This window comes from Streptomyces sp. NPDC058000, assembly GCF_042886435.1.
Lineage (GTDB): Bacteria > Actinomycetota > Actinomycetes > Streptomycetales > Streptomycetaceae > Streptomyces.
In genome coordinates this window covers 225200-250389 of sequence record NZ_JBHVQS010000005.1, presented here as the reverse complement: position 1 = coordinate 250389, position 25190 = coordinate 225200, and the positions used below count along the sequence as shown (strand labels likewise).

Sequence of the window (25190 nt, the reverse complement as noted above, 5' to 3'; positions counted from 1 at the left end):
CGAGCGGCCGCGCCACCGCACGAGCGCGTGCGGGACGGCGCACCACCGGAAGGAAGCGACCCACGTCATGAGTGACCTCCCCCTCACGCAACGGCTGTTCGCCCGCCACGTCCGGTGGGCCCTCGGGCACGCCCTGCCCCGGCTGGCGATGGACCGCGCGGCGCGCCGGGGCGACCTCAACGGCCAATTGGTGGCGCTCTCCCGGGACCCGGGCCCCCAGGGCGAGGCGGCTGTCGTCGAGCGCCAACTGATGGACCGGATCCGTGCGGACGGGCCCGTGCACCGCAGTCGCTACGGCTTCGTCACGGCCTCCCACCCCACCGTCCAGGAGGTGCTCACCAGCAACGACTTCCGCACCGGCGCCGTACCCGCCACGGGGGGACCACTCGCGCAACTGGCCTCCTGGGCCGGTGCGACCGCGCCCATCGGACCGTTGAAGCCCCCGTCCTTGCTGGTCACCGAGCCGCCCGAGCACACCAGATACCGCAAGCTCGTCACCCGCGTCTTCTCCGTGCGTGCCGTGCAGCAACTCCGCACCCGTGCCGAGGAGATCGCCGAGGAACTCCTCGACGACCTGCAACGCCGCACGTCCGGCGCCGCCGACGTCGATCTGGTCGCCACGTACTGCGCCCTGCTGCCCGTCACCGTGATCGCCGAGATCCTCGGTGTCCCCCACTCCGAGCGGCACCGCGTGCTCCGCTTCGGTACGGGCGCGGCACCCAGCCTCGACTTCGGGTTGTCCTGGCGCCGGTTCCTGACCGTCGAACGCTGCCTGACCGACTTCGACGGGTGGCTGGCGCAGCACATCGAACAGATCCGGCGGCAGCCCGGCACCAACCTCCTCAGCCAACTGGTCACCGCCCGCGACGAAGACGGCCGGGGCCTGACCGGGACCGAGCTGCGCGCCACCGCCGGCCTCGTGCTCGCCGCCGGATTCGAAACCACGGTGAACCTGTTCGGCAACGGCATCGCCCTGCTCGACCGTCACCCCGACCAGCGCGACGCCCTCCACGGCGACCCGTCCCGGTGGCCGAACGCCGTCGACGAGATGCTCCGCTTCGACCCACCGGTGTTCCTCACGGGGCGAACCGCCGTTCGCGACACCAGGGTTGGCGGCCACCGGGTGCCGCGCGGAGCGATCGTCACCCTGCTGCTCGCCGGCGCCAACCGCGACCCCGCACTCTTCGCCGAACCGCACCGGTTCGACATCACCCGGCCCAACGCCAAGGAACACCTCTCCTTCTCCGGCGGACGGCACTACTGCCTGGGCGCCGCCCTCGCCCGCATGGAAGCCGAAGTCGGCCTGCAAGCCCTCTACGGCCGCTTTCCGCACCTCACCCTCCGTACCGGAGCCCGTCGCCGCAGCACCCGGATCCTGCGCGGCTACGCCCACCTTCCCGCCCGACTCGGCACCACCGCACAGGCCCTGGTTTCCTGACGGGGAGCGAGCCAGTCACGACGACGACGCGGGAAACGGCACTGTCAGTGGCCACCTCTAAGGTCGTGCCATGAGTTCTTCCCTGAGCGTCTATCTGCTCGACGTCGCCGCGACCCGCGCCCTGGTCGGATCCCGCGACGACGAGCTACTGGACGTGATCCGCACCCGGTTCGCGGACGACCTGGCCCGTGACGACGACTACTTCAGCCACGAGATCGGGACAGGTGCCCCCACCGCGTACGACGCGCTCCGCGAGGTCATCCACGGCGGCCCTTTCAGCGACCACTCCCATCACGCCTTCCAGTACGGCTACGCCTACAAGAGGCTGTGCGCGTTGACCGGTTCGTTCCTGGCCAATGACTGTTTCACGCCGCACCGCGGTGGCTGGCTGGAGACGGTCGACCAGGGGCTGAAGGACCTGCGCATCACGTCCGTGTCCGTGAGCGCATTCAGCTACGGTGCTCCGCCCGCTCCCGTTCCGTACGCGGATACGCCGGGGTGCGGCGAGTGGACACCCGAGCAGATAGCGCAGGCGCTGGAGGAGTTCGAGGCCACCAAGCGGGCGGATCACGCGCCGCCGCTGGAGCCCGAGGTGGTGGAGGCCGTCATGCAGTGCCTGGAGTGGATGCGCCATGCGCAGGCGCGTCCCGGCTTCGGCGTCATCGGCTTCCGTTCCTGACGCGAGTCCTGCGGCGACTGCTCGTGTGCGGCACGGGCCGCGGTGCGACAGCCGGGCCGGCCGGGCTCCGACCGGCGCAGCACGGGCGCGCCGCTCATGGGGCGTTGGTGTGCGTCAGGGTCTCCCAGCCGATGAAGTAGTTGGCCCCGAACGGGCTGTGCGCGGCCACGTACCGCGCGGTCTGCGGCATCGCGATGCCCTCCCGCACGTGGTACTCGTTGTAGGCGAGCTGGACGGCAGGGCCGAGGCCGGCATTGACCGTTCCGCCGCACAGCCAGTCCGGCGCGCCGGCCCCGTTGGCGTACGCGGTGTGGAACTCCAGGGCCTTGACCAGCCGTTCGCGGCCCTCGGCCCACAGGCCGAGCCCTTGGAGCCGGGCGGTCTCGGCGGCCTGCGCGGCCGCCTCCAGCCCCCAACCGGTGTGCCCGAAGTCGCGGCAGGTTTCCTGCGCCAGCCCGTCCCTGAAGTCCGACTGGCCCTGCCAGTACTTGACGAGCGCGTCCCTCCCGTTGATGCCGGCGTGCGGTGGTGGCACCGGTAGCGCTCCGTCCGACGCCAGGTAGACGTACGCGGGCAGGCGGCTCCGCCACATCGTCACGGCCTGGTTGAACGCCCCGTGGTCGTCGAGGAAGACCGCGATGCCCATGAGGGCGTCGGTCTCGATCAGTTCCCAGTTGCCGTTCTTGCGCGGGCTGCCCGGCGTCAGTTCAGGCAGGTAGACGGTGCGCAGCATCGTGGCGAAGCGGTCGACGGAGGCGGCCGGCCAGCCGGCCCCCGTGTGCCGGATCAACTCGGCGGCCCGGGCCCAGTTGTTGCCCGACCAGCCGGTCTGTAGCTGGGCGTTGGAGTTGGTGTGTTCCTGGATGACGGCCGACCAGGCATCCATGATCTTGATCGCCTCGTGCGCGTAGCGCTGGTCGTGGGTGAGGGCCCACTGGAGCGCGTCCGTGTACGCGGCCATCGAGTCGTCGCGTTCGTCGGAGCAGCCGTTGTCGGGGTGTGAACCGGAACCGCACTCGACGGTGGCGCGGGGTTTGGGCTGCCGGTCGAGGGAGGCGTACCGGCTGGCCCGCAGTTCCGCGAAGGCGGACTTCCACGGCTCGGCCCCGGCGTCCAACCGGTCCCTGGAGAAGGCCAACTGTTGGCCGCCGACCAGGACGCCGGGGTGGCGGAACGGCCTCGCCGGGTGACGGTCCGGCCCCTGGTCGGCGGCCCTGGTCACCGGGGTTGCGGCGGCGGTGCGCGCCGAACCGGCCCCGGCGGGCGAGAGGGTGGTGAGTGTGAGGAGGGCGGTGAGCACTGCGCCGGCCATCAGGGACGTCGTGGTCTTGCGGCCCATCGGGGAACCGTCCTCTCGGAAGTGGAGGTGGACACCCATGCCCAGAGTTGTTAGGAAACCTTCCTAACGTGGGCAGTGAAGCATCAAATCATGCCCATGCCAAGGGGGTTGGTGTGAGTGGTGTGCGGGGAGGAGGCGGCCCCGCCTCCGAGAGCGGCGGGGCCGGCTGCGCCCAGTCGGACCGGACGTGCTGCGCGAGCGCGCTCAGGGTCCGTGGCCAGGCATCCGCGGCAGCCGTCGCGCCGTAGGAGTCGGGCCGTTCGTCATGCAAGAACCCGTGGCCTGCCTGGGAGTAGGCGAGCTGGGTTGGGGGCGTGGGGCCGCCGTTCAGCGGTCCCCACGCCGTTTCGTCACACGTCACGGGACCAGGACGACGATGCCCAGCCCGTGCGACTGGGAGGCCGCGGTCAGCGCCGCAGCGGGGTCGTCGAGCCCGACGACCGTGACGTCGAGTACCGAGAGGTCGAGGACGCCACCGCGGACCATCGACCACAGCTCGAAGACGGTCGTATCGCGGTACATCCACGATCCGCGCAGCGTCAGCCGACGGTGCATGAAGTCGCCGTACGGGATCGGCAGATCCTGCCGTACCCCGCCGACCAGGACCCAGGACCCGTCCGGACGCAGCGCGTCGTACCCGGCCATCGTCGGGTCGGGGCTCGGCACCGCGCCGAGCGTGTCGATGACCACGTCGACCGGCCCGGCAGCCGCCGCGATGGCCCGCCCGTCGGCTGCGCGGTCACCGCTGAGCGGTACGGGCACCACGCGTGGATCGAGGCCCGCGAGGGCGTCGAGCGAGCCACGATGGCGACCGACTGCGACGACCGCCGCGGAGCCGCGGGCGAGGGCGATGAGCACGGCCGCCGCCCCGAGTTGTCCGGTCGCGCCGACCACGGCGACGACGTGTCCCGCGCGTACCCCCGCGCGGTCGATCGCCTCCGCCGCGATGCCGAGCCACGGCAGGAACGCGAGCCGCTCGGGAGCCGGGTACGCGTCCGCGCCGGGCAGGGCGACCAGTGTCCGCTCCGGCCATACCGCCCGCTCGGCGTACAGGCCGTCGCGCCATACGTCGCGCATGCGCTCGGTGGTCGGGGTGGCCCGACCGTCACCGCCGATACCGGTCCACGCCAGCAGCGCCTCCTCCGGACGGGACACCCGACCGGACCGGAAGACGCCGCCCGCGACGACGACATCGCCCGGCCGCACCCCGAACACGTCGTCCGCCGTGGCCGTCACCCTGCCGATGCCGCAGGCCCCCAGTACGATCGGCGTCGGGAATCCGCCGCGCCCGCCGGCCACGAGGACGCCGGTGTACGCGGGGACCTGCGCGGCGAGGACGTCGAGTGTCGCGCCGCCGCCGCGCAGCAGGGGGTCGGGCAACTCCGCGAGATGCAGGCCGCCTTCGGGTGTGGTCATGTGCCATGCCTTCATGACGACGTAGTCCACACGCTGCGAGAGGCGGTATCCAGACGTGCCTGATGGTGGAACCGGGAGTACCAGGATGAGCGCCGAGCGGAAGGATGCGGTGGCGGTCGCGCGGCGGCGCGAGCTCGGAGCGTTCCTGCGCGCACGGCGCGAGCGGACCGGCCCGGCCGAGGTGGGACTTCCGGGATCGGCCCGCCGCCGCACGCCCGGTCTGCGGCGGGAGGAACTCGCGGTCCTGGCGGGGGTGAGCACGACCTGGTACGCGTATCTGGAGCAGGGGCGGGACGTGCGCCCGTCCGACCAGGTTCTCGCGGCGATCGCGGATACCCTGCGGCTCACCGGGGAGGAGCGGGCACACCTCCGGACTTTGGCCGACGGGGCCGCCGGCCAGCGGTACGCCGTCACCCGCGAGGGACCCCTCCCGTCCGCGGTCGAGACCGTCGCTCCCGAGGTGGCCGCGGTCCCCGCGCTCGTCGCTCCCGCCCCGGCCTACGTCACGGGTGCCACCACCGACGTGCTCGTCTGGAACGAACCGGCTGCCGAGCTCTTCCCCGGGCTCATCCACCGACCGGACACCGACCGCCCGAACCTCGCACGCTGGGTGTTCCTCGACCCCGAGGCCAGGCAGGTACTCGTTGACTGGGAGACGGTCGCGCAGTCGGTCCTCGCCCGGCTCCGGACGAACGCCGGACGGCACCCGGGCGACGAGCGGTTCACCAGGCTCGCGGCGGAACTGCGCGCGGGCAGCGCCGCGGCGGACGCCTGGTGGCCCCGGTACGACATCGCCACCCACCGCACCGGCAGCAAACGCGTCCGGCACCCTTCCCGCGGTGAGCTGATACTCGGCCACGCGGCGTTCACCGTCGCCGGCGCCCCGGAGCAGGTCCTCGTCGTCTACTCCTTGCACGGGGACGTTCCCGCACCGGGGCCCGAACTGCTCTGAGGGGCGGAATTCCCACGTTGCGGAACCCCGGGATTTCACCAATGGCGCCGTTGTGCGGCCGCCAGCTCCTGCGCGCCTTCAGCCATCCGTCCTCGCAACGTGCGTACCGCTCGCCCCCACCTCGGTACTGGCGTACGACCGGTCGACGCTCCCGGTTCCGACGGTGTGGTCTGAGCAACGGGCCGGGCGCGGGTCCGCTCCGGGGTGAGCGGCGCGTGAGAGCCTCGAAGGGCTGCCCGATGACAAGGAGTGCGCCCGGTGAGTGGTGAGGAACGACCGGAACGCCATGGCCAGGCGGCCGGTGAGACCACCCGCAGCGTCTGGACGGAATCGATGTACGCCGTCGCACGGCCGTGGCCCGGGACAAGAGTGTTGGTCGACCGGAGTCTTCCGCTGGGGCGCCCGTGCGGGATCACGTACCCGGACGTGTGGCTGGCGGCGGTCGCACCGTCGGCCGCGCTGTGGCGATGGTACGGAATGCAGGAGGCGAGGTACCCGGCGTTCGCCGACCGGTACGAGCGTGAACTCGGCGACCCGGTACGCGCCGCGGGGCTCCGGCGCCTCCACGGGCTGGCGGGGGGCGGGCCGTTGGTCCTACAGACTGCCGTTATGCCGATACACCTCAGTCACGCCAGGGTCCTCGCGCGGCACCTGAGGGCCGGTGCGGTGGGCGGTCCGCCGGAGCAGGGCGGCGACGACGCCTGCTGGTTGGGCCGGGTGTGTCCCGACTGCGGCCGCCATTCCGCGGTTCGGGGCGCTGCCACCTGCCCGTACTGCCGGGCTCCGATGGCGGGTTGACGGGCGGGTGGGGCCGGTCGGTCCGGTTCCGGGTGACCTGGCGGTGCCGTGCCCGAGGGGGCGAGGGTCACTGGAAGGGGGCACGGGAGGGTGGGCGAGATGACTGAAACAACGCGAAAGGGGGAATTGTTGGCGGTTGCCCTAATGGTGGAGATCTGTGTGCCGAAGGGAAGAACAGAGAGCGGCAGTGGGTCGCTTGGAATGATCGAAAGGTTCGGAATGTCACGGATCACTCGGATTACCGCCATGGCTGCTCTCGCGGCTGGGACCGCGCTGTGCGGGAGTTCGGCTGCCTTCGCCGACAGTCACGCGGCCGGCTCCGCCGTCCGCTCGCCCGGCGTGATTTCGGGCAACCTCGTCCAGATCCCGGTGGACGTTCCCATCAACTTGTGCGGTAACACCGCGAACTTCATTGGGGTGTTGAACCCGGCCTTCGGCAACACGTGCATCAACGCCAGCTTCCAGGAGCACGAGGAGGGGCATCACGGCCGCCGCCACCACCACGACGAGGGTGAAGAAGGCGGCCGTTGACCGGGTAAGCCAGGGTTTCCAGGCAACGGGCCCGTCCCGTCCCTTCCGGCCGCTTCGGCCAGGGGCGGGGCGGGCCCGGTCGTTCCTCGGCCGGTCCGCTCGGTGGGTCAGGGTGCCGGCCTGTCCGGCGGCCGGGCGGCGGGGTTGCGCAATCCCTCGGCCGCGTCCGAGACCCGGTGCAGCAACTCCAGGAACGTGGCCTGTTCCTGGGGGTCCAGGGGGGCCAGGAAGATCTGGTTCATCCGGGCGGTCCGCCCGGAGAGCTTGTGGTGCAGCCGGATTCCTTGTTCGGTGAGGCGCAGGACGGAGCGCCGGGCATCCTTGGCGTCGCGCACCTTGTCGACCAACTCGCGGGCGACCAGACGACGGACCACCTCGGCGATGGTGGAGCGGTCGAGGCCGACCCGCTTACCCACGGTCCGCTGGTCGAGGCCGTCCTCGCCGACCAGCGTGTTGAGCACGGCGAACTGCGGGGACGTGACGTCCTCCGACACGATCGTGGTCCACAGCAGTGTGTGCGCCTGCTGGAGCCGCCGGGCCAGATGGCCGGGGTGGGTGCTGAGGTCGAGCGCGGGCACGGTGCGTTCCTGTCCTCTCGCAAATGCTCACTGTACTGAGGGTCTTGCCCTCATTTCCTCATCATGCCACGCTTCAGAACTGCCGGAAGTTAGTCAGTGCACTGAGCAATTCGGCGATGGTAGGGGAGGGTTGGGTATGGACAAAGTGGTGGGCTCGGCCGCCGAGGCGGTGGCTGACGTGCGGGACGGGGCCTCACTGGCCGTCGGTGGCTTCGGGCTCAGCGGTGTGCCCGAAGTCCTGGTCCACGCCGTGTACGAGGCGGGGGTCGGTGGGCTCGGCGTCGTCTCGAACAACTGCGGGGCAATGGACCGGGGGTTGGCCGTGCTGCTCGCCGCGGGCCGGATCGCCCGCGTCACCGGGTCGTACATCGGCGCCAACAAGGAATTCGCGCGCCGCTACCTGGCCGGCGAACTGGAGGTCGAGTTGATCCCCCAGGGGACGCTCGCCGAGCGGCTGCGCGCCGGTGGCGCGGGCATCCCCGCCTTCTACACGCCGGCCGGGGTCGGCACCCAGGTCGCCGACGGCGGGTTGCCCTGGCGGTACGACGGCACCGGCGGGGTCGCGGTGGCCTCGCCGCCCAAGGAGGTGCGGGAGTTCGACGGGCGCCGCTACGTGTTGGAACGGGGGATCCGCACCGACTTCGGACTCGTCCGGGCCGCCCGGGGGGATCGGCACGGCAATCTGGTCTTCGCCAAGTCCGCCCGGAACTTCAACCCCCTTGCGGCGATGGCCGGACGCATCACCGTCGCCGAGGTGGAGCAACTGGTCGAGCCCGGTGAGATCGACCCGGACCAGGTCCATCTGCCGGGCATCTTCGTCCAGCGCATCGTGCCGCTCACGCCCGAGCAGGCCGCCGACAAGCAGATCGAACGGCGCACCGTCGCCGCGCCCGGGACCCGGGGACGGGGGAGCCGCTGATGCCCTGGACCCGTGAGGAGATGGCCGCGCGGGCGGCCGGAGAGCTGACGGACGGTCAGTACGTCAACCTCGGCATCGGACTGCCCACCCTCATCCCCAACTACCTTCCCGAGGGCGTGGAGGTGATCCTGGAGTCGGAGAACGGGATCCTGGGGACCGGACCGTACCCCACCGAGGACCGGATCGACCCCGACCTCATCAACGCCGGCAAGGAGACCGTCACGGTCCTGCCCGGCGCCTCCTACTTCGACTCCGCCCTGTCCTTCGGGATGATCCGGGGCGGCCATATCGACGTCGCGGTGCTCGGCGCCATGCAGGTGTCGCGCCACGGCGACCTCGCCAACTGGGCCGTCCCCGGCAAGATGATCACCGGGATCGGCGGGGCCATGGACCTCGTGCACGGCGCCCGGACCGTCCTCGTCGCCATGACCCACACCGCCAAGGACGGCTCGGCCAAGCTCGTCGCGGACTGCACGCTGCCGCTGACCGGCCGGGGGTGCGTCGACCGGATCATCACCGACCTCGGCGTGCTCGACATCGACGAGGGCGGGTTCGTCCTCGTCGAGCGGGCGCCGGGCGTCACCGTCGAGGAGATCGTCGCGAAGACGGCCGCACCGGTTCGGAATCTGAGCAACAGGCCACGTAGGCAAGGGAGTTGAGGACCCATGGCAGTGACCCAAGGTGAGATCGACCGGGAGATCGACCAGGCGCGGGAGGCGTACGAAAAGGCCGTCGCCGAGGGCGCCACCCGCACCGCACAACCGGCCCGGGACTACCCGCCGTACCGGTCCAGCGCGCTCCGTCACCCCAAGCAGCCGCTGGTCGCCGTGGCGCTGGAACGGGATCCCGAGGCCGTCGAACTGGGCTCGCCCGCGTTCGGCCGGACCGACGTCACCGCACTCGACCACGACCTCACCCGCCAGCACCAGGGCGCGCCGCTCGGCGAACGCATCACCGTCAGCGGCCGACTGCTCGACCGGTCCGGCCGTCCCGTGCGCGGCCAACTGATCGAGATCTGGCAGGCCAACGCCGCCGGCCGCTACGCCCACCAGCACGACCAGCACCCCGCGCCGCTCGACCCGAACTTCACGGGCGTCGGCCGGACGCTGACCGGCGACGACGGCGGCTACACCTTCACCACGATCAAGCCCGGGGCGTATCCCTGGCGGAACCACAGCGGCGCCTGGCGGCCCGCCCACATCCACTTCTCGCTCTTCGGGACCGCGTTCACCCAACGGCTGATCACCCAGATGTACTTCCCCGGCGATCCGCTCTTCCGCCACGACCCCATCCTGCAGTCGGTCACCGACGACGCCGCCCGGCAGCGGCTGATCGCCCGCTACGACCACGACCGGTCGGAGCCGGAGTGGTCCCTCGGCTACCGCTGGGACATCGTCCTCGACGGCCCCACCGCCACCTGGATCGAGGAGGGCCGCTGACATGACGACCCCACCCGCACTGCCCACGCCCGCCCACACGGTCGGCCCGTTCTACGGCTACGCCCTGCCGTTCCCCGGCGGGGGCGACGCGGCCCCGGCGGCGCACCCGGACACCCTCACCCTCCACGGCCACGTCCGGGACGGCGCGGGCGCCCCCGTCCCGGACGCGCTGCTGGAATTCTGGGGCCCCGACCCGGACGGCGAACTGCCGCGTGCCACCGGATCGTTGCGCCGTGAGCCGGCGACCGGCGGCTTCCTCGGTCGGGACGGCGTCCGCTTCACCGGCTTCGCCCGGGTCCCGACCGACGCGGACGGCCACTGGACGGTCCGCACCCTCCGCCCCGGCGCCCGCGGCGGCAACGCCCCCCACCTCGCGGTCTGTGTCTTCGCCCGCGGTCTCACCCGGCACCTGTTCACCCGGGTGTACCTGCCGGCGCCGGACCGGGAGCCGACCACGGACCCGCTGCTGGCCGCGCTGTCACCCGAACGGCGTGCGACGCTGTGGGCCGCCGCGGAACCGCAGGGCAGCTATCGCTTCGACATCCGGTTGCAGGGTGCGGCGGAGACGGTGTTCCTGGAGTTCGCATGAGCAACGACCACGACGATCACCACGACTGCGACGCGTGCGACGGTCACGCCGCCACGCACGGCGAGCGTGACGCCGGCCTGCTCGACCCGGTGCGGGTGGGGTCGGCGGCCGAGGTCGCCACCGGCGACACCGCCTTCTTGCAGGCGATGCTGGACGCTGAAGCCGCGCTCACCCGGGCCCAGGCGGCCCTCGGCCTGGCGCCCGTGGAGGCGGCCCGGGCCGTCACCGAGGCCGCCCGCGCCGCCCGCTTCGACGCCCGTGACCTCGCGCTGCGCGGGCGCGGCGGCGGAAACCCGGTCATCCCCCTGGTCGCCGTACTGACCGCGGCGGTGCCCCACGCCCATGCGCCGTACGTGCACCGCGGCGCCACCAGTCAGGACATCCTCGACACGGCGTTGATGCTGGTCGCCCACCGGACGACGGGGCTCGTCCTGGCCGACCTGGAGGCTACCGCCGGCGCCCTGGCGCGCCTGGCCGCCGAGCACCGCAACACTCCCGTGCCGGGCCGCACCCTCACCCAGCACGCCGTTCCGACGACCTTCGGGCTGAAGGCCGCGGGCTGGCGCAGCCTGGTACTGGACGCCAGGGACCGCCTCACCGCGGTACGCCGCTCCCTCCCGGCCCAACTCGGCGGCGCCGCCGGCACCCTGGCCGCCTTCCATGCCTACGCGCAGGCCGAGGGCGCGGTGCCGCCGGAGTCCACGGTGCGCCTGCTCACCACCTACGCCCGGGAAGTCGCCCTGGCCGAGCCCGAGTTGCCCTGGCACGCCCTGCGCACCCCGGTGGCCGATCTGTCCGGCGTCCTGGCCTTCACCGCGGGGGCACTGGGCAAGCTCGCCGCCGATGTTCTGGTCCTCTCCCGAACCGAGGTCGGCGAGGTGAGCGAGGGCACCGGCGGCGGTTCGTCGACGATGCCGCACAAGGCCAATCCGGTGCGGGCCACGCTCATCGCCGCGGCCGCCCGCCGGGCGCCGGCGATGGCCGCCGTGCTGTACGGGTGCGTCGCCGCGGAGGACGAGCGGCCCGCCGGTGCCTGGCACGCGGAAGGGGAAACCCTGCGGGACCTGCTGCGCCTGGTCGGGGGAGCGGCCCGGGACGCCGCGGAACTCGTCGCCGGACTGGACGTGCACCCCGCGCGGATGCGGGCGAACCTGGACCTGACCGACGGGATGGTGGTGTCGGAGCGGCTGACCGCCGTCCTCGCCGCCCGACTGGGCCGGTCCGGTGCCCGCCGCCTGCTGGCCGAGGCCGCGCACACCGTCCGTACGGGAGGCGGAAGCCTGGCCGACGCACTGTCGGCCGAGCCGGCCCTCAAGGACCTCGACCTGGTTGCCCTCACCGACCCCACCCACTACACCGGAGCGGCGGCGGCCCTCACCGACCGTGCGCTCACCCGGCCGTGAGCCGCACCTGTCCCGTCACCCGGAGCCTGGCGGACGCCTCGCACCTCGCGGGATCCACCCTCAGCCGTATGGTCACCCGTGACCTGCTCGCCCGGCACCGCCGCGGCCGCAAGACGCCCTTCGGGCTCACCGCGCGCTCGGTCGACGTGCTCCGGGACGGGCCCGACCGGATCTGGCGGGCGGGTGGGCGCGGTCAACCGTCGGATCCTGCGCGCCGGGGCGGGCGTCAGGCGTAGAAGCGGGACAGGCTCTGGAGGACGCAGGCCGGCTTCTTCCCGTTCGCGATCTCGATGGTGCCGTCGATGGTGACTTGGACTCCGCCGGGTACGTCATCGACGGCGGCCAGTCGCGCGGCGAGCCGCAGTCGCGAGCCCGCCGGGACCGGGGCGGGGAACCGCACCTTGTTCAGACCGTAGTTGACCTTGGTGGTGACGCCGTGGACGTCGAGGAGTTCGGTGAACAGCGGGATGAACAGTGCCAGCGTCAGGTGGCCGTGCGCGATCGGCGCGCCGAACGGGCCGTCCTTGGCCTTCTCGGGGTCCACGTGGATCCACTGGTGGTCGCCGGCCGCGTCGGCGAATCCGGTGATCCGGTCCTGGGTGACGGTGATCCAGTCACTGGTGCCCAAGTCGCTGCCGGCCAGTTGCTTGAGTGCGTCGAGTCCGTTGACGGTGCGGGTCATGGGGGCCTCCTGGGAAGGGCGGTGGGGTGTTCAGACGGTGCCGTGCGCGCTGCGGACCTGGTGCTTGAGGAGCTTTCCGGAGCTGGTGCGGGGCAGTTCGGCCACCAGCACGACGGACTTCGGGATCTTGTACTTGGCGAGGCGGTCGCCCAGCGACGCGAGGAGGTCGTCCGGGTGGGGGGCGGTGCCCCGGTGGGGGACGACGACCGCCCGCGGCACTTCGCCCCACTTCTCGTCGGGGACGCCGATGACTGCGCACTCGGCGACGTCGGGATGGGCGAGCAGGGCGTTCTCCACCTCGGCGGGGTAGATGTTCTCCCCGCCCGAGATGATCACGTCCTTGATGCGGTCGACGATGGTGAGGTAGCCGTCGGCGTCGATCCGGGCGGCGTCACCGCTGCGGAACCAGCCGTCGGAGAAGGCGGCGGCGGTCTCCTCCGGCCGCCCCCAGTAGCCCGGCATCACGTGCGGGCCGCGGACGACCACCTCGCCGGTCTCCCCGACGTCCACCGGGCTCAGGTCGGGCCGGACGACGCGTACGTCGCTGAAGAAGTGCGGCACGCCGGCCGATCCGGCCTTGGTCACGGCGTGTTCGGCGTCCAGGAAGAGCGTGCCGGGTGCCGCCTCGGTCATGCCGTATCCCTGGCGGAAGGACAGGCCGCGCGCCTGGTAGGTGGCGATGAGCGGGGTGGGTACGGGGGAGCCGCCGCAGTTGAGGATGCGGAGACTGGACAGGTCGGCCGCCGCCCAGCGCGGATGCCGGGCGATCAGGTCGAACATGGTCGGCACCCCGAACATGAAGCTGACCCGGTGCACTTCGACCAGGTCGAGGGTGTCGCCCGGATCGAAGGACTCCACCAGCACGCAGCGGCCGCCCTTGAGGAGGACCGGCAGGGTGAGCATGTTCAGCCCCGCGGTGTGGAACAGGGGCGCGGACACCAGGGCGGTCTCGTCGGCCGACAGATCGACGTCGACCAGGACGTTGACGGCGTTCCAGGTGAGATTGCCGTGGGTGAGCATCGCCCCCTTGGGCCGGCCGGTCGTGCCGGAGGTGTACATGATGAGGGCGAGGTCGTCGTGGGAGACGGGTTCGTCGACCGGTGCGGTGGAGGCAGCGGCGAGCAGGTCCTCGTACCCGGGACCGTCGGCCGCGAGGACGGTCCGCAGGCCGGTCCCGGCGCGTACCGCGTCCGCGAGTGGCGTGCAGGTGGGGGAGTGGAGCAGGGCCGCGGCACCGGAGTCCGCTATCTGGTGGGCGAGTTCGGGTGCCGTGAGGCGGGTGTTGAGCGGGACGAAGACCGCGCCGAGCAGGCCGGCGGCGAAGAGGGTCTCCAGGAAGGAGGGGTGGTTGGGGCCGAGGTAGGCGATACGGTCGCCGCGGCGGAGGCCGGCGGCCCGCAGGGCGTGGGCGAGACGGGTGGTGCGCTCGTGGAGTTCGGCGTAGCTGACGGCGGTCGACCGGTGGATCAGGGCGGTGCGGTGCGGGGTCTTGCGGGCCCGGCGGGCGGGCCACGACCCCAGTCCGTCGTTGCGCATCACGTCCCCCTTCAGGAGTCGGATCCGGTGAGCCCCAACAGCCGTGCGGCGTTGGTCTTGAGGATCTTCGGACGGACCTCGTCCTTGATCGGGAGGTCGGCGAAGTCGGCCAGCCAGCGGTCCGGGGTCAGGACGGGGTAGTCGGAGCCGAAGAGGACCTTGTCCTTGAGCAACGAGTTGGCGTACCGCACCAGTTGGGGCGGGAAATACTTGGGCGACCAGCCGGACAGGTCGATGTGGACGCCCGGTTTGTGGGTGGCCACGGCCAACGCCTCGTCCTGCCACGGGAACGACGGATGGGCCAGGATGATCTTCAGGTGGGGGAAGTCGGCGGCGACGTCATCGACGTGCAGCGGGTTGGAGTACTTCAGCCGGATGCCGGCGCCGCCCGGGACGCCGGCGCCGATGCCGGTCTGGCCGGTGTGGAACAACGCGATGGTGCCGGTCTCCTCGATCACCTCGTACAGCCCGTAGGCAAGCCGGTCGTCGGGGAAGAAGCCCTGGATGCTGGGGTGGAACTTGAAGCCCCGCACCCCGTACTCCTCGACCAGCCGGCGGGCCTGCCGCACCCCGGCGCGCCCCCGGAAGGGGTCGACGGACGCGAAGGGGATCAGCACGTCCGGGTTGGCGGCGGCGGCCTCGGCGACCTCCTCGTTGGGTACCGGCGCGGTCCCGGTGGCGTGCTCGGCGTCCACTGTGAAGATCACCGCGGCCATCTTCCGCTCCCGGTAGTAGGCCGCCGTCTCCTGGAGCGTCGGCTTCCGCGCGCCCTGGACCTTGAAGTACGCGCTGGAGGCGGCGTGCAGCTCCGCCGGTAGCGACGCCTGCCCGTGGGAGGAGACCTCGCAGTGGGTGTGGACGTCGATCGCGGTGAGCGCGGCCACGTCGATGCCGGTCATCGGGGTTCCGGGAGCTTCGGGGCGGGGATGCCGACGGACTGGGGCGCGCTGCCGACCGAGGTGGGCCAGGCGGCGGCGATCGTCTCCGGGGACCAGCCGCCGTCGGCGTACGCGGTCGCGATCTCCTGGGGGTGCGACCACAGGGCGAGTTTGTCCCCGCCGATCCCGATGCACTGACCGGTGATCCCGCGGGCCGCGTCGGAGGCGAGGAAGGGTACGAGGGCGGCGCAGTCCTCGGGCGTGCCGAACCCCTCGCGCTTGCGCAGGACGTCCGGCAGCGGTTCGCCCCGCCGCATCGCCTCGACATACGGGGCGAAGGCCGGGACGGTCTCCGTCATGGCCGTCGCGGCCACCGGCACCACGGCGTTGACCGTGATCCCCGCCCTGGCCAGTTCCATGGACCAGGTGCGCGCCATGGCCGCGATACCGGCCTTGGCCGCCGCGTAGTTGGTCTGCCCGAAGTTGCCGCGCTGGCCGGCGGGCGAGCCGACCAGCACCAGGGTGCCGCCCTCGCCCTGCTCCCGCATGCGGACGGCGGCGGCCCGGGCGCAGGTGAAGGTGCCCCGCAGATGGGTGGCGATGACGGCGTCGAAGTCGTCGTCGGTCATCTTCCACAGCACCCGGTCGCGCAGGATCCCGGCGTTGGTGACCAGTACGTCCAGGCGGCCGAAGGTGTCCACGGCGCGGGCGACCAGCCGGTCGGCGGCCTCGGCGGTCCCGACCGCCACGGTCTCGGCGACCGCTGTCCCGCCGGCCGCGGTGAGGGCGGCAACTGCCTGTTCGGCGACGGCCTCGTCGATGTCGTTGACGACGACGGCGGCGCCCGCCGAGGCGAGCGCGGTGGCGTAGGCGAGGCCGAGTCCGCGGCCGGAGCCGGTGACCACGGCGACCTTGCCGGTGAGATCGACGGGTGTGGGGTGCGACACGGTAAGTCCCTTCATCGGGCGGGGAGTTGTGCAGGGCGGGTGGAGGCGTCGGAGAGCCGGGCTCGATCCGTACCGATCCGCCATGGGGACGCTAAGACCAATAATTGTTGACGTCAATGGTTGTCGTCGACATCAGATTTCGCCATGCTGGGCACACCGCACACCGCACACCGCACCGGCCCCAAAGGTCCAGACCAGGGAGCACGCCATCAGCACTCAGCGACCGCAGACCCACAAGCCCGAACCCGTCGACGCGGACCAGCCCTGGATGCGCGGCCTGCACGCCGACACCGGCTATCTCCTCTACCGACTCGGCCTGCGCTCCGGGCAGTTGTTCAACGCCGCGCTCCAGGAGTCCGGTGTCCGGCTGCGCCACTACGCGCTGCTGCGCTACCTCGCCACCGTCGAGGGCGCCCTGCAACGTGAGCTGAGCGCCCGCCTCGGCTACGACCCCAGCGCCATCGTCGGCCTCGTCGACGATCTGGAAGGTCTCGGGTTCGTCGAACGGCGCCCCGCGCCCGGTGACCGGCGCAGCCGCATCGTGGTCCTCACCGACGACGGTCGGGCGTTCCTGCGCGACACCGACCGGATGAGCCGCCGCGTCACCGACCAGCTGCTCCAGCCGCTGTCGGAGGACGAACGGGACACCCTGCACGCGCTGCTGCTCCGCACTTCGGAGCCCGACCGGACCTGACGCACAGTTCCGCGGCCGGGGCCGGCGGATGCCGTTTCACCCGCGAGACCAGCCGCGCCGCCCACAGCAACGCCCCTCTGCCCACAGTGACATCCCTCCGTCCTCAGCGAAGCCCCCCCCACTCCGATCGAGGAGGAAGCCCGCCCATGAAACACCGCACGCGCGCCCCGCGAGGCGCCGCCGTCCTGACCGCCGCGCTACTGACCGCAGGCACGCTCGGCGCCACCGCCCCGGCACATGCCGCCGAACCGGCCGTTCACCTCGAAGGCACGCTGGCCTCCGGCGCCACCTACGTGCTCGACGTGCCCGCCGGCTGGAACGGCACCCTGCTGCTCTTCAGCCACGGCTACCGCCCGGCGGGCGCCCCGAACCCCGCCGAGGACGCCTCCGACGACACCACCCGGAATCTGCTCCTCGCCGAGGGCTACGCGCTCGCCGGCTCCTCCTACGCCACCACCGGTTGGGCCGCCGAACAGGCCGTGCCCGACCAACTCGCCACCCTCGACACCTTCACCGCGAAGGTCGGAAAGGCCCGCCGCACCCTCGCCTGGGGCCAGTCGTACGGCGGTCTGGTGACCACCGCCCTCGCCGAACGCCACCCCGGCCGCATCGACGGTTCGCTGTCCACCTGCGGTCTCGTCCAAGGCGGCGTCGCCAACTGGAACTCCACCCTCGACCCGGTCTTCGCCGTCAAGTCCCTGCTCGCGCCGGGCTCGGACATCCCGCTGACCCGCCTGGGCGACCCGGCCCACGCCCGGGCCGCGGCACAGGCACTGACCGGCGTCGTCACACAGGCACAGCGCAGTGCCACCGGCCGCGCGCGGATCGCGCTGGCCGCCGCGCTGCACAACATCCCCGGTTGGAACGACCCCGCCCAGACCCGCCCCGCCCCCACCGACTTCCCCGCCCAACAGGCCAACCAGTACCAGGCACTGACCGGGCTGATCGCGATGCCCGCCTTCGCCTGGCGCCAGGAAGCCGAACACCGCGCCGGCGGCAGCATGTCGTGGAACACCGGCGTGGACTACACCGCCATGCTCCGCAACTCCTCCGACTACCGGGAGGTCAAGGCCCTCTACAAGTCCGCCGGACTGTCCCTCGCCCACGACCTCGCCACCCTCGACACCGCCCCCCGGCTCCGCGCCGACCCCACCGCCGTCGCCTACCTGGCCGAGAACGTCGCCTTCACCGGCCGGCTCCGCACGCCCCAGCTGAACATCCACACCATCGGCGACGCCCTGATACCCGTACAGTCCGAGAGCGCCTACCAGCGCACGGCGGCCACCGCAGGCACCACCGGCCTGCTCCGCCACGCGTACGTGGACAACGCAGGCCACTGCACCTTCACCCCCGCCGAGCGGATCGCCGCACTGCACACCGTCGAGCGGCGGATCACCACCGGCCACTGGGGCGACACCGGTGCGACCGCGCTCAATGCCGAGGCCCGCCGCATCGACCCCACCTCCGCCGCCCGCTACCGCCCTTTCCGGCCGGGCCCCTACCCACGGCCCTACGACCTCGCGCGACCCACGAAAGCCGCACGCACGGGCCGGAGCTGACGCTCCCTCACTCGATGTGTCCGCAGACGGAACAGACGAACTGGCTCTCCTGCGTCGGATTCCCGTCCGCGTCCGTCTCGACGGTCCGGTACATGGTGCCGCCGCACTTGCCGCAGCCTCGGGTCTCGATGAGCTGGCCCATGGGCAGATCCTCCATCGGGGGGCGCGTGCGGCAGTCGCCGCGCAGCGCCATCGCGTAGTCGAGCAGGACGAACGCCTCTTGCCGGCCGCGCTCGCGGAGGGTGATGTCGTCCGCGGTCTCACCCGTCGCCGCGACGCGGCCGCACCGGTAGCAGCAGTGCCGGTTACTCTGCGGTCCCGGCTCCAGCATCGACAAGCGGCAGTCAGGACAGTCCACTGTCGGCCTCCTTGACGAATCCGCACCGCGCGCAGACCGCGATCGGCCGCCCGTCCCGGTCGCGCTGGCCCCACATGGTGTTCCGGCACTGCGGGCAGCCGCTGGTGTGGATGCCGCGCGGTCCGAGCGGCGGCGGCTCGGGCGTGGACTCCACATAGGCGATGATCAGCGCCCGGTCCCGCTCGCTGTTCCCTGCCATGCGCAGCAGATTCGCCAGCCGCGACCGTGCTTCGTCGGCGAAGGTCCCCATGGCGCGGAGGGTATCGGGCCCGCGCCCCCGAGACGACGACCTCCCCCGGAGTGCACTCGATCAGTTGAGATGACCAGCGGCGCCGCGGCGACCCGGCCTGCGTCAGGAGTGCACCAGTTGTAAGTCAGTTGCTTGACTTAGGAATTCGGGCGGCGTTGACTGCTCACCGACCCCACGACGAAGGGAGACGGTGATGAGCCACGACAACGACGCCGGCCAGCAACGCTGGCGGCGGATGCTGACCAAGTGGTTCACCGCCAAGCGGATGAACGCGCTGCGCCCGGCGATCGAGGCGATGGCCGAGCAACTGGTCGACGACATGGTCGCGCACGGCCACCCGGCCGACCTCAAGGCGAGCGTCGGCTTCCCGCTGCCGGTATGGGTGATCTGCGATCTGCTCGGCGTCCCCGAAACCGACCGGGACCGGTTCTCCCGATGGTCCGACATGCTGCTCAACCTCACCCGCTACGGACAGGGCGAGATCGACACCGCCCAGCGGGAGTTCCACGCCTACCTGTCTGGGCACCTGGAAATCAAGCGCAGGGAGCCGGGTGAGGACCTGCTCAGCTCCCTCATCACCGCGACCGACGCGGACGGCGGGCGGCTGACCGACGACCAACTCGCCGCCACCGGCCAGGCACTGCTGATCGCCGGCCACGAGACCACCGCCAACATGATCGGCAAGATGATGGCGTTGCTGCTCGCCGACCGCCGCCGTTGGGAGCAACTGGTCGCCGACCGCTCACTGGTGCGCACTGCCGTGGAGGAGGCCCTGCGGTTCGACGCCAACGCAGGCTTCGGCATGCCCCGTTACGTCAAGGAGGACATCGAGGTCGCCGGCACCGTCCTGGCCCGCGGTACGACCCTGGTGTGCAGCATGGCCGCCGCCAACCGGGACGACGAGGTGTTCGCCGGCGCCGAGGAGATGAGCCTGGACCGCAGCCCCAACCCCCACCTCGCCTTCGGCGCCGGACCGCACTCCTGCCTGGGCCAGGCACTCGCCCGCACCGAACTCCAGGTCGTACTCGACGTCCTGATCCGCCGCCTGCCCACCCTCGAACTAGCCGTATCCTCTGAGGAGTTGCGCCGCATCGAAGGGCTGGTCGTCGGCGGCCTGTGCGACGTTCCGGTCCGGTGGTGACGATGTCCGTCAAGGCCGCCCGTTCCGCCGAGACCCGGGAGACGCTCCTCGCCGCGGCGGAGCGCCTGTTCGCCGAGCACGGTGTGTTCGCCATCTCCAACCGCCAGATCAGCGAGGCCGCCGGCCAGGGCAACAACGCCGCCGTCGGCTACCACTTCGGCACCAAGACCGACCTGATCCGGGCCGTCGTCCGCCGGCACGCCGAACCGATCGACGCACTGCGACAACGCATGCTCGCCCGGACCGGCGACTCCCTCGACGTACGGGACTGGGTGGCGTGCCTGGTCCGGCCCGCTGCCCAGCACCTGGCGCAACTGGGCAGCCCCACCTGGTACGCGCGGTTCGCCGCCCAGCTGATGACCGACCCGGTGCTCCGCGAGCTGATGATCGACGAGGCGTTCGGCCCGTCCATCGAGCGGAACCTCGACGGGTTCAACCGGTGCCTGGCCGACCTGCCCCTGCCCGTACGGCTCGAACGCGGCGCCATGGCACGCCACTTGATGGTGCACACGCTCGCCGAGCGCGAACGCGCCCTCGCCGACGGCACCCCCACCGTGCACCCCGACTGGGACACCTACGCGAACGGACTCGTCGACGCGATCACCGGCCTGTGGCTCGCCCCGGTGACGACCACGGGCGGCTGACCGACTACCTGGACGGCCTGGCCGGCGAGCAGCTCGCCCACCCCACGGACGACCTGCTCGCCCGCCTCGCCCAGCCGGTCGCGGAGGGCGAACCGACCCGGCTCGACGCCGTCCGTATCGACGATTTCCTGCTGATCGCCGGCCGCGAGACGACCGCGAACATGTTCAAGCACGACGGCTCCGTCCACGGTGTGTACGAACCGCCGGTGACCTGGTGACCCGCCCCGCCCCACCCCACCCCGCCGCGCCGCGGCGTTCGACCAGCGCGAGGAGGACGGTGCCGCCGTGTTTCCGGCCTCGCGCCGCCGCACCGGAAGACCGGCCCGGTCCGGCGCGGCGGGGCAACGGAGTGAACGCACACCCATTGGGACGCAGTGGAATCGCCGGACGATGCGGAGATAGCAACCATTACGTAACTGGGGGGACACTCAGACAACTCTCCATCATGAGGTCCCGTAATGGATAAGCAGATCGTCCAGGTCAGGATTCACCCAGCCATCGGCATAGCCCGGGTCGGAAACAGCGACCAGACGCCCTTCATCGGGCCGGAGTCACCGGACCAGCCGGCACTGCCGGTGGGCTCGTACAAGGACCACGAGGGCAGGGTCATCAAGCAGGCCGCCCGCTTCCGGATCTACGGCTACAACAAGGCCGGCGAGGTCGTCAGGGAACTGAAACTCGGCAAAGACGGCGTCTCCGAGATCAAGTGGTCGGTCCACGTGGCCAACAAGAAGGCCGCCTGGTACCAGTTCCACATTCCGCTCGACATACCGGAAGCCGCCGGGCTGCCCCCGGAGCAGCGCAGCCGACGCAACGCCAACATCATGGGCGACGCCCGCAGGAAGCTCGTCATCGACCCCGGCCGCCAGAGCCTCAAGGCGACCCAGCAAGAAGTCACCGTCTTCGACGGTCAGATCATGGGCCGGTCGGTGCGCCTGGGCTCGGCCTCCACCCAGGCCGACGGCCGGCTGGTCGTCGTCGGCGGTGACGGCGCATCGGCCTCCTTCACCGACCCCCCGGGAGAGATCACCGGCGTCGCCAACAACGACACCTGGTACGACAACGTCTCCGACGGCCCGATCACGGCCGAGGTCACCATCGACGGCACCACCAAGCCCGCCAGCCCCGCCTGGGTCGTGGTCGGCCCGCCCCACTACGCACCAGGCGTGAAGACCGTCCGCACCCTCTACGACCTGCTGTTCGACGTGTTCGTCGCCGAGAAGACGCTGGACGTGGAGGTGCAGCCCTCCTACCCCAGGCACATCGAACCCCTGCTGAGCCGGTTCTGTGAGCTGCAATGGGTCAACCACGGCTTCGCCACCCAGTTCGGCTGGAAGGGCCCGCACTCCTTCCTCGACCCGGCCATGCGCAAGCGGCTCAACGACCCGAGCGAGACCAGTCGCGACCTGCGCCGCCAGGTCTACCAGCAGATGCGCGACTACGACCGTGACGGCACCTCGCCGGTGCCCTGGCCGTGGATCTACGGCGACGCCATGACCGGTGGCAAGGCCACCTCCGTCCGGCAACACCTCACCCTGTCGCCCACACAGGACCGACAGTTGGCCGCCTGGGCCGAGGGCAACTTCACCCCCGGCGAGCCCTACCCCGGCCATCCGGACGTGGACCAGGCACCCGTCGGCGATCAACCGGGTCTACTGGACCGGGCCGCGCTGGACAACTGCGCCGCGGACGCCTTCCACCCGGGCAGCGAGATCACCTGGCCGATCCGCCACAAGACCATGTACTCGGAGCCCTTCCGTATCCTGCACCGCGGCCAGGACAACCCGGAACGCGACTACGGCGACGTGCTCACCCTTGAGGACGTGGTCAGCAAGAACGGCCCGCTGTACGCACAGGGCCCCGGCGACCTCACCCGCTGGATGGCCGCCCCCTGGCAGTGCGACACGGCCAGCTGCCGCTTCGGCTACCAGATCCGGTCCGGGCTGGGCCCCCGCTACAGCCCCTATCTCCCCACCTTCTGGCCGGCCCAGATGCCCAACCACGTTCTGAAGAAGGCGGACTTCGACATCGTCAACACCAAGCCGTCCGGTGCCGACGACACCGCCCGGGAGAAGGCATTCGAAAACCGGGCCGTCTGGCTGCGCGGCCTCCAGGGCACCGACTTCAACAAGCAGCGCAAGCAGATGATCGGCGACTGGTACAAGTTCGGCATCGTCGAGCCGCACGAATACACCGTGGGCGACGGCAAGTTCCCGCCGTACATCCAGGTCGAATCCGAACCCGGCTACCCGCCGGCCCCCGACCACGCCAACCTCCTCAACATCCAGGTGCCCGAGGCGGGCGCGCCCCAGCTGGCCGCGGCGGCCGGTGCCTGGCGCGGCGCCATCCCGGCCGCGGACGTGGAATCCGCCCTCGTCCAACAGGCGGTCGAAGAGGTGAAGGAGCTGACCGGCTATGACGAGTCGGCGATCGCCGCCGGCTACCTGGAAAAGCTCGACCCGCTCCACGACAGCCTGTGAGTCCCGCACCCGCCTACGACGTGGTGGTCGCGGGCGGCGGCCCGGCCGGCTGCGCCGCCGCGCTCACCCTCGTCCGGGCGGGGCGCCGGGTGCTGCTGGCCGACGCCGGCACCGGCCCGCCCAAGGTCGGTGAGGCGCTGGTCCCCGTGGGACGGCTGCTGCTGGCCGACCTGGGTGCCGAACGCCAGGTCCTGGGCGCCGGCCACCTGCCCTGCCACGGCAACCAGTCCGCCTGGGGCTCGTCCGCACTCCACGAGGTGGATTTCCTCCGCGACCCGCACGGTCACGGCTGGCACCTCGACCGCCCGCTCTTCGACCGCAGGCTGCGGGCCGCCGCAGGTACCGCCGGCGCGGAGGTCGCCGAACGCACCGCCGTCCGGCGCCCCGTCCGGCAGCCGGACGGCACCTGGCGGGTCCTGCTGCGTCACCGTGCCGACCGGGACGGTGAACGCACGGTCCGCTGCCGCTGGTTGGTCGACGCCACCGGACGGGGCGCGGCGCTGGCGGTCCGCGCCGGCGCCCGCCGCCGGACCGGCGACCGACTGACCGCCCTGCACCTCCTCCTCGACCCGGCACGGGACGGTGCCCCCGACGGTCGTTCGCTGGTCGAGTCCGACCAGGACGGCTGGTGGTACACCGCTCTGCTGCCCTCCCGGCAGCGCCTGGTCGCCTACTTCACCGACCCCGACCTGCCCCTCGCCGCCGACCGCGGCGCCGAGGGGTTCCGCGACCGACTACTGGCCACTCGGCACGTATCCCACCGGGCCCGTCCGCACGGGCTCACCGCCCTCCGGCCGCCCCGCCGCGCCCCCGCGCACACCGCCCATCTGGACCGGGTGTACGGGGACGGCTGGACGGCCGTCGGAGACGCGGCCGCCGCGTTCGACCCGCTCAGTTCCCAGGGCATCCTGACCGCCCTCTACACCGGGCTGAGCGCGGGCGAGGCGGTCGACGCCCAACTGGACGGCGACCGAAGGGCGTTGGCCGACTACGCGGAGAAGGTCGCCACTGCCCGTACCGCCTACCGGGACGGCCACCGCGCCGTCCACGCCCAGGAAACCCGATGGGCCGACCGCCCCTTCTGGGCCCGGCGGCACCGCACACCCCACTCAACGAAAGGAATCCACACACCATGAGCACCGCACCCGAGTCCACCCAGCACGGTGACCACCAGCACTTCCACCGCTTCCTCATCCTGGGCAAGGAAAAGCTCTTCTTCTACCACCTGGCCCTCTACAACCCGGCCTCCGGCCACAACTACCAGGCCGTCTTCACCTTCGAGATCAAGGACGACGGCAGCCTGCGCAAGATGTACCTGGAGGACCTCAAGAAGAACGAGAACAACTGGGTCTTCTACTCCCTGTACTGTCCGGACCACTTCGAACTGCCGATGCTGAAGGAAGGCAAGGAGTTCAACGTCCACCTGGAGCGCGTCGTCGTCTCGGAAGGCGGCGCCAAGCGCAAGTTCGAGCAGATGACCCAGGAGGTGACCAAGGTGGTCTGCAAGCCGGCGGACGTCCTGCACTTCCGTGAGCTCAAGGGCCTGGAATACCCCGACTACCTCACCTACCTGGTGTTCGGCGAGGGCCAGGAGATCCACATCGCGCACCAGCTGGCGAAGCAGCCGAACTGGGACGAGGTCGTCACCGTCACCACCCAGCAGACCATCGACCCGGCCATGCTCAAGAAGGTCCCGACCCTCGTCATCGAGTCGATCAAGGACCCCAAGGAAGTGATCAAGGAAAGCAAGCTCAAGAAGGGCCAGAAGTACCAGGGCAAGATCAACGGGAGCAGCCCGACGATCGACTTCACCGTCGGCCGCCAGGGCTGGTGGAACCACACCAGCCTCAACACCGCCTGACGGAGCCAGGCAAACGAGCCGCAGCACCACCCCGGCCCGGACCGCGACGTCATCGCGGCCCGGGCCGGGTCCGATCCGG

Annotated in this window: 29 protein-coding genes; 19 read left to right on the top strand and 10 right to left on the bottom strand. The window is 71.4% G+C overall.

Translation table 11 applies throughout. From position 1 onward, the window contains the following. The first annotated feature begins 67 nt into the window (after window positions 1-67). Window positions 68-1438 (top strand): cytochrome P450, encoded by a 1371-nt coding sequence (locus ACFVT2_RS08550; RefSeq protein ID WP_390013810.1) that lies wholly within the window; start codon window positions 68-70, stop codon window positions 1436-1438. A gap of 70 nt (window positions 1439-1508) precedes the next feature. Further along, window positions 1509-2117 carry a hypothetical protein gene (locus tag ACFVT2_RS08545; RefSeq protein WP_390013807.1) on the top strand — a complete coding sequence of 203 codons (609 nt, stop codon included), beginning with the start codon at window positions 1509-1511 and terminating at the stop codon, window positions 2115-2117. A gap of 94 nt (window positions 2118-2211) precedes the next feature. Here ACFVT2_RS08545 and ACFVT2_RS08540 read toward each other — a convergent pair whose 3' ends face one another. The 3 genes from ACFVT2_RS08540 to ACFVT2_RS08530 form a co-directional block, all read right to left on the bottom strand. Further along, window positions 2212-3456, bottom strand: coding sequence for an alginate lyase family protein (locus tag ACFVT2_RS08540; RefSeq protein WP_390013805.1), 1245 nt, complete (start codon window positions 3454-3456; stop codon window positions 2212-2214). Window positions 3457-3544: 88 nt separating this feature from the next. After that, window positions 3545-3817: a dienelactone hydrolase family protein gene (locus tag ACFVT2_RS08535; protein ID WP_390013802.1), complete on the bottom strand. Its 273-nt coding sequence runs from the start codon at window positions 3815-3817 to the stop codon at window positions 3545-3547. Then, the gene (locus ACFVT2_RS08530; RefSeq protein ID WP_390013799.1) at window positions 3814-4872 is read right to left on the bottom strand and encodes a zinc-binding dehydrogenase; all 1059 of its coding nucleotides are present in this window, start codon (window positions 4870-4872) and stop codon (window positions 3814-3816) included. The genes ACFVT2_RS08535 and ACFVT2_RS08530 overlap by 4 nt, the downstream gene beginning before the upstream one ends. 85 nt (window positions 4873-4957) lie before the next feature. On the opposite strand from ACFVT2_RS08530, the gene ACFVT2_RS08525 reads away from it, so the two are divergent. The 3 genes from ACFVT2_RS08525 (at window position 4958) to ACFVT2_RS08515 (ending at window position 7153) form a co-directional block, all read left to right on the top strand. Then, complete coding sequence (locus ACFVT2_RS08525) at window positions 4958-5824, top strand: helix-turn-helix transcriptional regulator (protein ID WP_390013796.1); 867 nt, start codon at window positions 4958-4960, stop codon at window positions 5822-5824. Window positions 5825-6157: 333 nt separating this feature from the next. Continuing rightward, complete coding sequence (locus ACFVT2_RS08520) at window positions 6158-6622, top strand: DUF488 domain-containing protein (protein ID WP_390013884.1); 465 nt, start codon at window positions 6158-6160, stop codon at window positions 6620-6622. A gap of 219 nt (window positions 6623-6841) precedes the next feature. Next, on the top strand, window positions 6842-7153 hold the full coding sequence (locus ACFVT2_RS08515) for a chaplin (RefSeq protein ID WP_390013882.1): 312 nt from the start codon (window positions 6842-6844) through the stop codon (window positions 7151-7153). Window positions 7154-7260: 107 nt separating this feature from the next. Here ACFVT2_RS08515 and ACFVT2_RS08510 read toward each other — a convergent pair whose 3' ends face one another. Further along, complete coding sequence (locus ACFVT2_RS08510) at window positions 7261-7731, bottom strand: MarR family winged helix-turn-helix transcriptional regulator (RefSeq protein WP_390013793.1); 471 nt, start codon at window positions 7729-7731, stop codon at window positions 7261-7263. 136 nt (window positions 7732-7867) lie between these two features. Here ACFVT2_RS08510 and ACFVT2_RS08505 point away from each other — a divergent pair, with 136 nt between their 5' ends. From ACFVT2_RS08505 to ACFVT2_RS08480, 6 genes are all read left to right on the top strand, one after another. Beyond that, complete coding sequence (locus ACFVT2_RS08505) at window positions 7868-8650, top strand: CoA transferase subunit A (protein ID WP_390013790.1); 783 nt, start codon at window positions 7868-7870, stop codon at window positions 8648-8650. Then, window positions 8650-9309: a CoA transferase subunit B gene (locus tag ACFVT2_RS08500; RefSeq protein ID WP_390013788.1), complete on the top strand. Its 660-nt coding sequence runs from the start codon at window positions 8650-8652 to the stop codon at window positions 9307-9309. The genes ACFVT2_RS08505 and ACFVT2_RS08500 overlap by 1 nt, the downstream gene beginning before the upstream one ends. Before the next feature lie 6 nt (window positions 9310-9315). Beyond that, window positions 9316-10089 (top strand): protocatechuate 3,4-dioxygenase subunit beta, encoded by a 774-nt coding sequence (gene pcaH, locus ACFVT2_RS08495; protein WP_390013785.1) that lies wholly within the window; start codon window positions 9316-9318, stop codon window positions 10087-10089. 1 nt (window position 10090) lies between these two features. Continuing rightward, complete coding sequence (gene pcaG, locus ACFVT2_RS08490) at window positions 10091-10678, top strand: protocatechuate 3,4-dioxygenase subunit alpha (protein ID WP_390013783.1); 588 nt, start codon at window positions 10091-10093, stop codon at window positions 10676-10678. Beyond that, window positions 10675-12081 (top strand): 3-carboxy-cis,cis-muconate cycloisomerase, encoded by a 1407-nt coding sequence (pcaB, locus tag ACFVT2_RS08485; protein ID WP_390013781.1) that lies wholly within the window; start codon window positions 10675-10677, stop codon window positions 12079-12081. The genes pcaG and pcaB overlap by 4 nt, the downstream gene beginning before the upstream one ends. A gap of 68 nt (window positions 12082-12149) precedes the next feature. Beyond that, window positions 12150-12317, top strand: a complete 168-nt coding sequence (locus tag ACFVT2_RS08480) for a hypothetical protein (RefSeq protein WP_390013778.1) — start codon at window positions 12150-12152, stop codon at window positions 12315-12317. Here ACFVT2_RS08480 and ACFVT2_RS08475 read toward each other — a convergent pair. The 4 genes from ACFVT2_RS08475 to ACFVT2_RS08460 are packed head-to-tail and all read right to left on the bottom strand — an operon-like array spanning window position 12308 to window position 16124. After that, on the bottom strand, window positions 12308-12763 hold the full coding sequence (locus ACFVT2_RS08475; protein ID WP_390013776.1) for a MaoC family dehydratase: 456 nt from the start codon (window positions 12761-12763) through the stop codon (window positions 12308-12310). The genes ACFVT2_RS08480 and ACFVT2_RS08475 overlap by 10 nt on opposite strands. Window positions 12764-12793: 30 nt before the next feature. After that, window positions 12794-14299, bottom strand: coding sequence for an o-succinylbenzoate--CoA ligase (gene menE, locus ACFVT2_RS08470; protein ID WP_390013773.1), 1506 nt, complete (start codon window positions 14297-14299; stop codon window positions 12794-12796). Between the two features lie 11 nt (window positions 14300-14310). Further along, window positions 14311-15198: an amidohydrolase family protein gene (locus ACFVT2_RS08465; RefSeq protein WP_390013770.1), complete on the bottom strand. Its 888-nt coding sequence runs from the start codon at window positions 15196-15198 to the stop codon at window positions 14311-14313. Continuing rightward, window positions 15195-16124, bottom strand: a complete 930-nt coding sequence (locus ACFVT2_RS08460; protein ID WP_390013767.1) for an SDR family NAD(P)-dependent oxidoreductase — start codon at window positions 16122-16124, stop codon at window positions 15195-15197. Before ACFVT2_RS08460 ends, ACFVT2_RS08465 begins: the two co-directional genes overlap by 4 nt. Window positions 16125-16392: 268 nt before the next feature. On the opposite strand from ACFVT2_RS08460, the gene ACFVT2_RS08455 reads away from it, so the two are divergent. Beyond that, window positions 16393-16818 (top strand): MarR family winged helix-turn-helix transcriptional regulator, encoded by a 426-nt coding sequence (locus ACFVT2_RS08455; protein WP_390013764.1) that lies wholly within the window; start codon window positions 16393-16395, stop codon window positions 16816-16818. A 146-nt stretch (window positions 16819-16964) separates the two neighbouring features. Beyond that, on the top strand, window positions 16965-18377 hold the full coding sequence (locus ACFVT2_RS08450; protein WP_390013762.1) for an alpha/beta hydrolase family protein: 1413 nt from the start codon (window positions 16965-16967) through the stop codon (window positions 18375-18377). Window positions 18378-18384: 7 nt separating this feature from the next. Here ACFVT2_RS08450 and ACFVT2_RS08445 read toward each other — a convergent pair whose 3' ends face one another. Both ACFVT2_RS08445 and ACFVT2_RS08440 read right to left on the bottom strand, forming a co-directional pair. Further along, on the bottom strand, window positions 18385-18735 hold the full coding sequence (locus tag ACFVT2_RS08445) for a hypothetical protein (protein WP_390013759.1): 351 nt from the start codon (window positions 18733-18735) through the stop codon (window positions 18385-18387). Next, the gene (locus ACFVT2_RS08440) at window positions 18722-18985 is read right to left on the bottom strand and encodes a hypothetical protein (RefSeq protein WP_100603715.1); all 264 of its coding nucleotides are present in this window, start codon (window positions 18983-18985) and stop codon (window positions 18722-18724) included. The genes ACFVT2_RS08445 and ACFVT2_RS08440 overlap by 14 nt, the downstream gene beginning before the upstream one ends. 193 nt (window positions 18986-19178) lie before the next feature. Here ACFVT2_RS08440 and ACFVT2_RS08435 point away from each other — a divergent pair, with 193 nt between their 5' ends. The 6 genes from ACFVT2_RS08435 to ACFVT2_RS08410 all read left to right on the top strand — a co-directional run bounded on the left by ACFVT2_RS08435 (window position 19179) and on the right by ACFVT2_RS08410 (window position 25111). Next, entirely contained in the window at window positions 19179-20126 is a 948-nt protein-coding gene (locus tag ACFVT2_RS08435) for a cytochrome P450 (protein WP_390013756.1), read from the top strand. Window positions 20127-20128: 2 nt separating this feature from the next. Further along, complete coding sequence (locus ACFVT2_RS08430) at window positions 20129-20770, top strand: TetR/AcrR family transcriptional regulator (protein WP_390013753.1); 642 nt, start codon at window positions 20129-20131, stop codon at window positions 20768-20770. Next, entirely contained in the window at window positions 20737-20988 is a 252-nt protein-coding gene (locus ACFVT2_RS08425; RefSeq protein ID WP_390013750.1) for a hypothetical protein, read from the top strand. Before ACFVT2_RS08430 ends, ACFVT2_RS08425 begins: the two co-directional genes overlap by 34 nt. Window positions 20989-21228: 240 nt before the next feature. Beyond that, complete coding sequence (locus tag ACFVT2_RS08420) at window positions 21229-23250, top strand: LodA/GoxA family CTQ-dependent oxidase (protein ID WP_390013747.1); 2022 nt, start codon at window positions 21229-21231, stop codon at window positions 23248-23250. Beyond that, window positions 23247-24386, top strand: a complete 1140-nt coding sequence (locus ACFVT2_RS08415; RefSeq protein WP_390013744.1) for an NAD(P)/FAD-dependent oxidoreductase — start codon at window positions 23247-23249, stop codon at window positions 24384-24386. The genes ACFVT2_RS08420 and ACFVT2_RS08415 overlap by 4 nt, the downstream gene beginning before the upstream one ends. Continuing rightward, window positions 24383-25111 (top strand): hypothetical protein, encoded by a 729-nt coding sequence (locus ACFVT2_RS08410; RefSeq protein ID WP_390013741.1) that lies wholly within the window; start codon window positions 24383-24385, stop codon window positions 25109-25111. The genes ACFVT2_RS08415 and ACFVT2_RS08410 overlap by 4 nt, the downstream gene beginning before the upstream one ends. Window positions 25112-25190 lie beyond the last annotated feature (79 nt).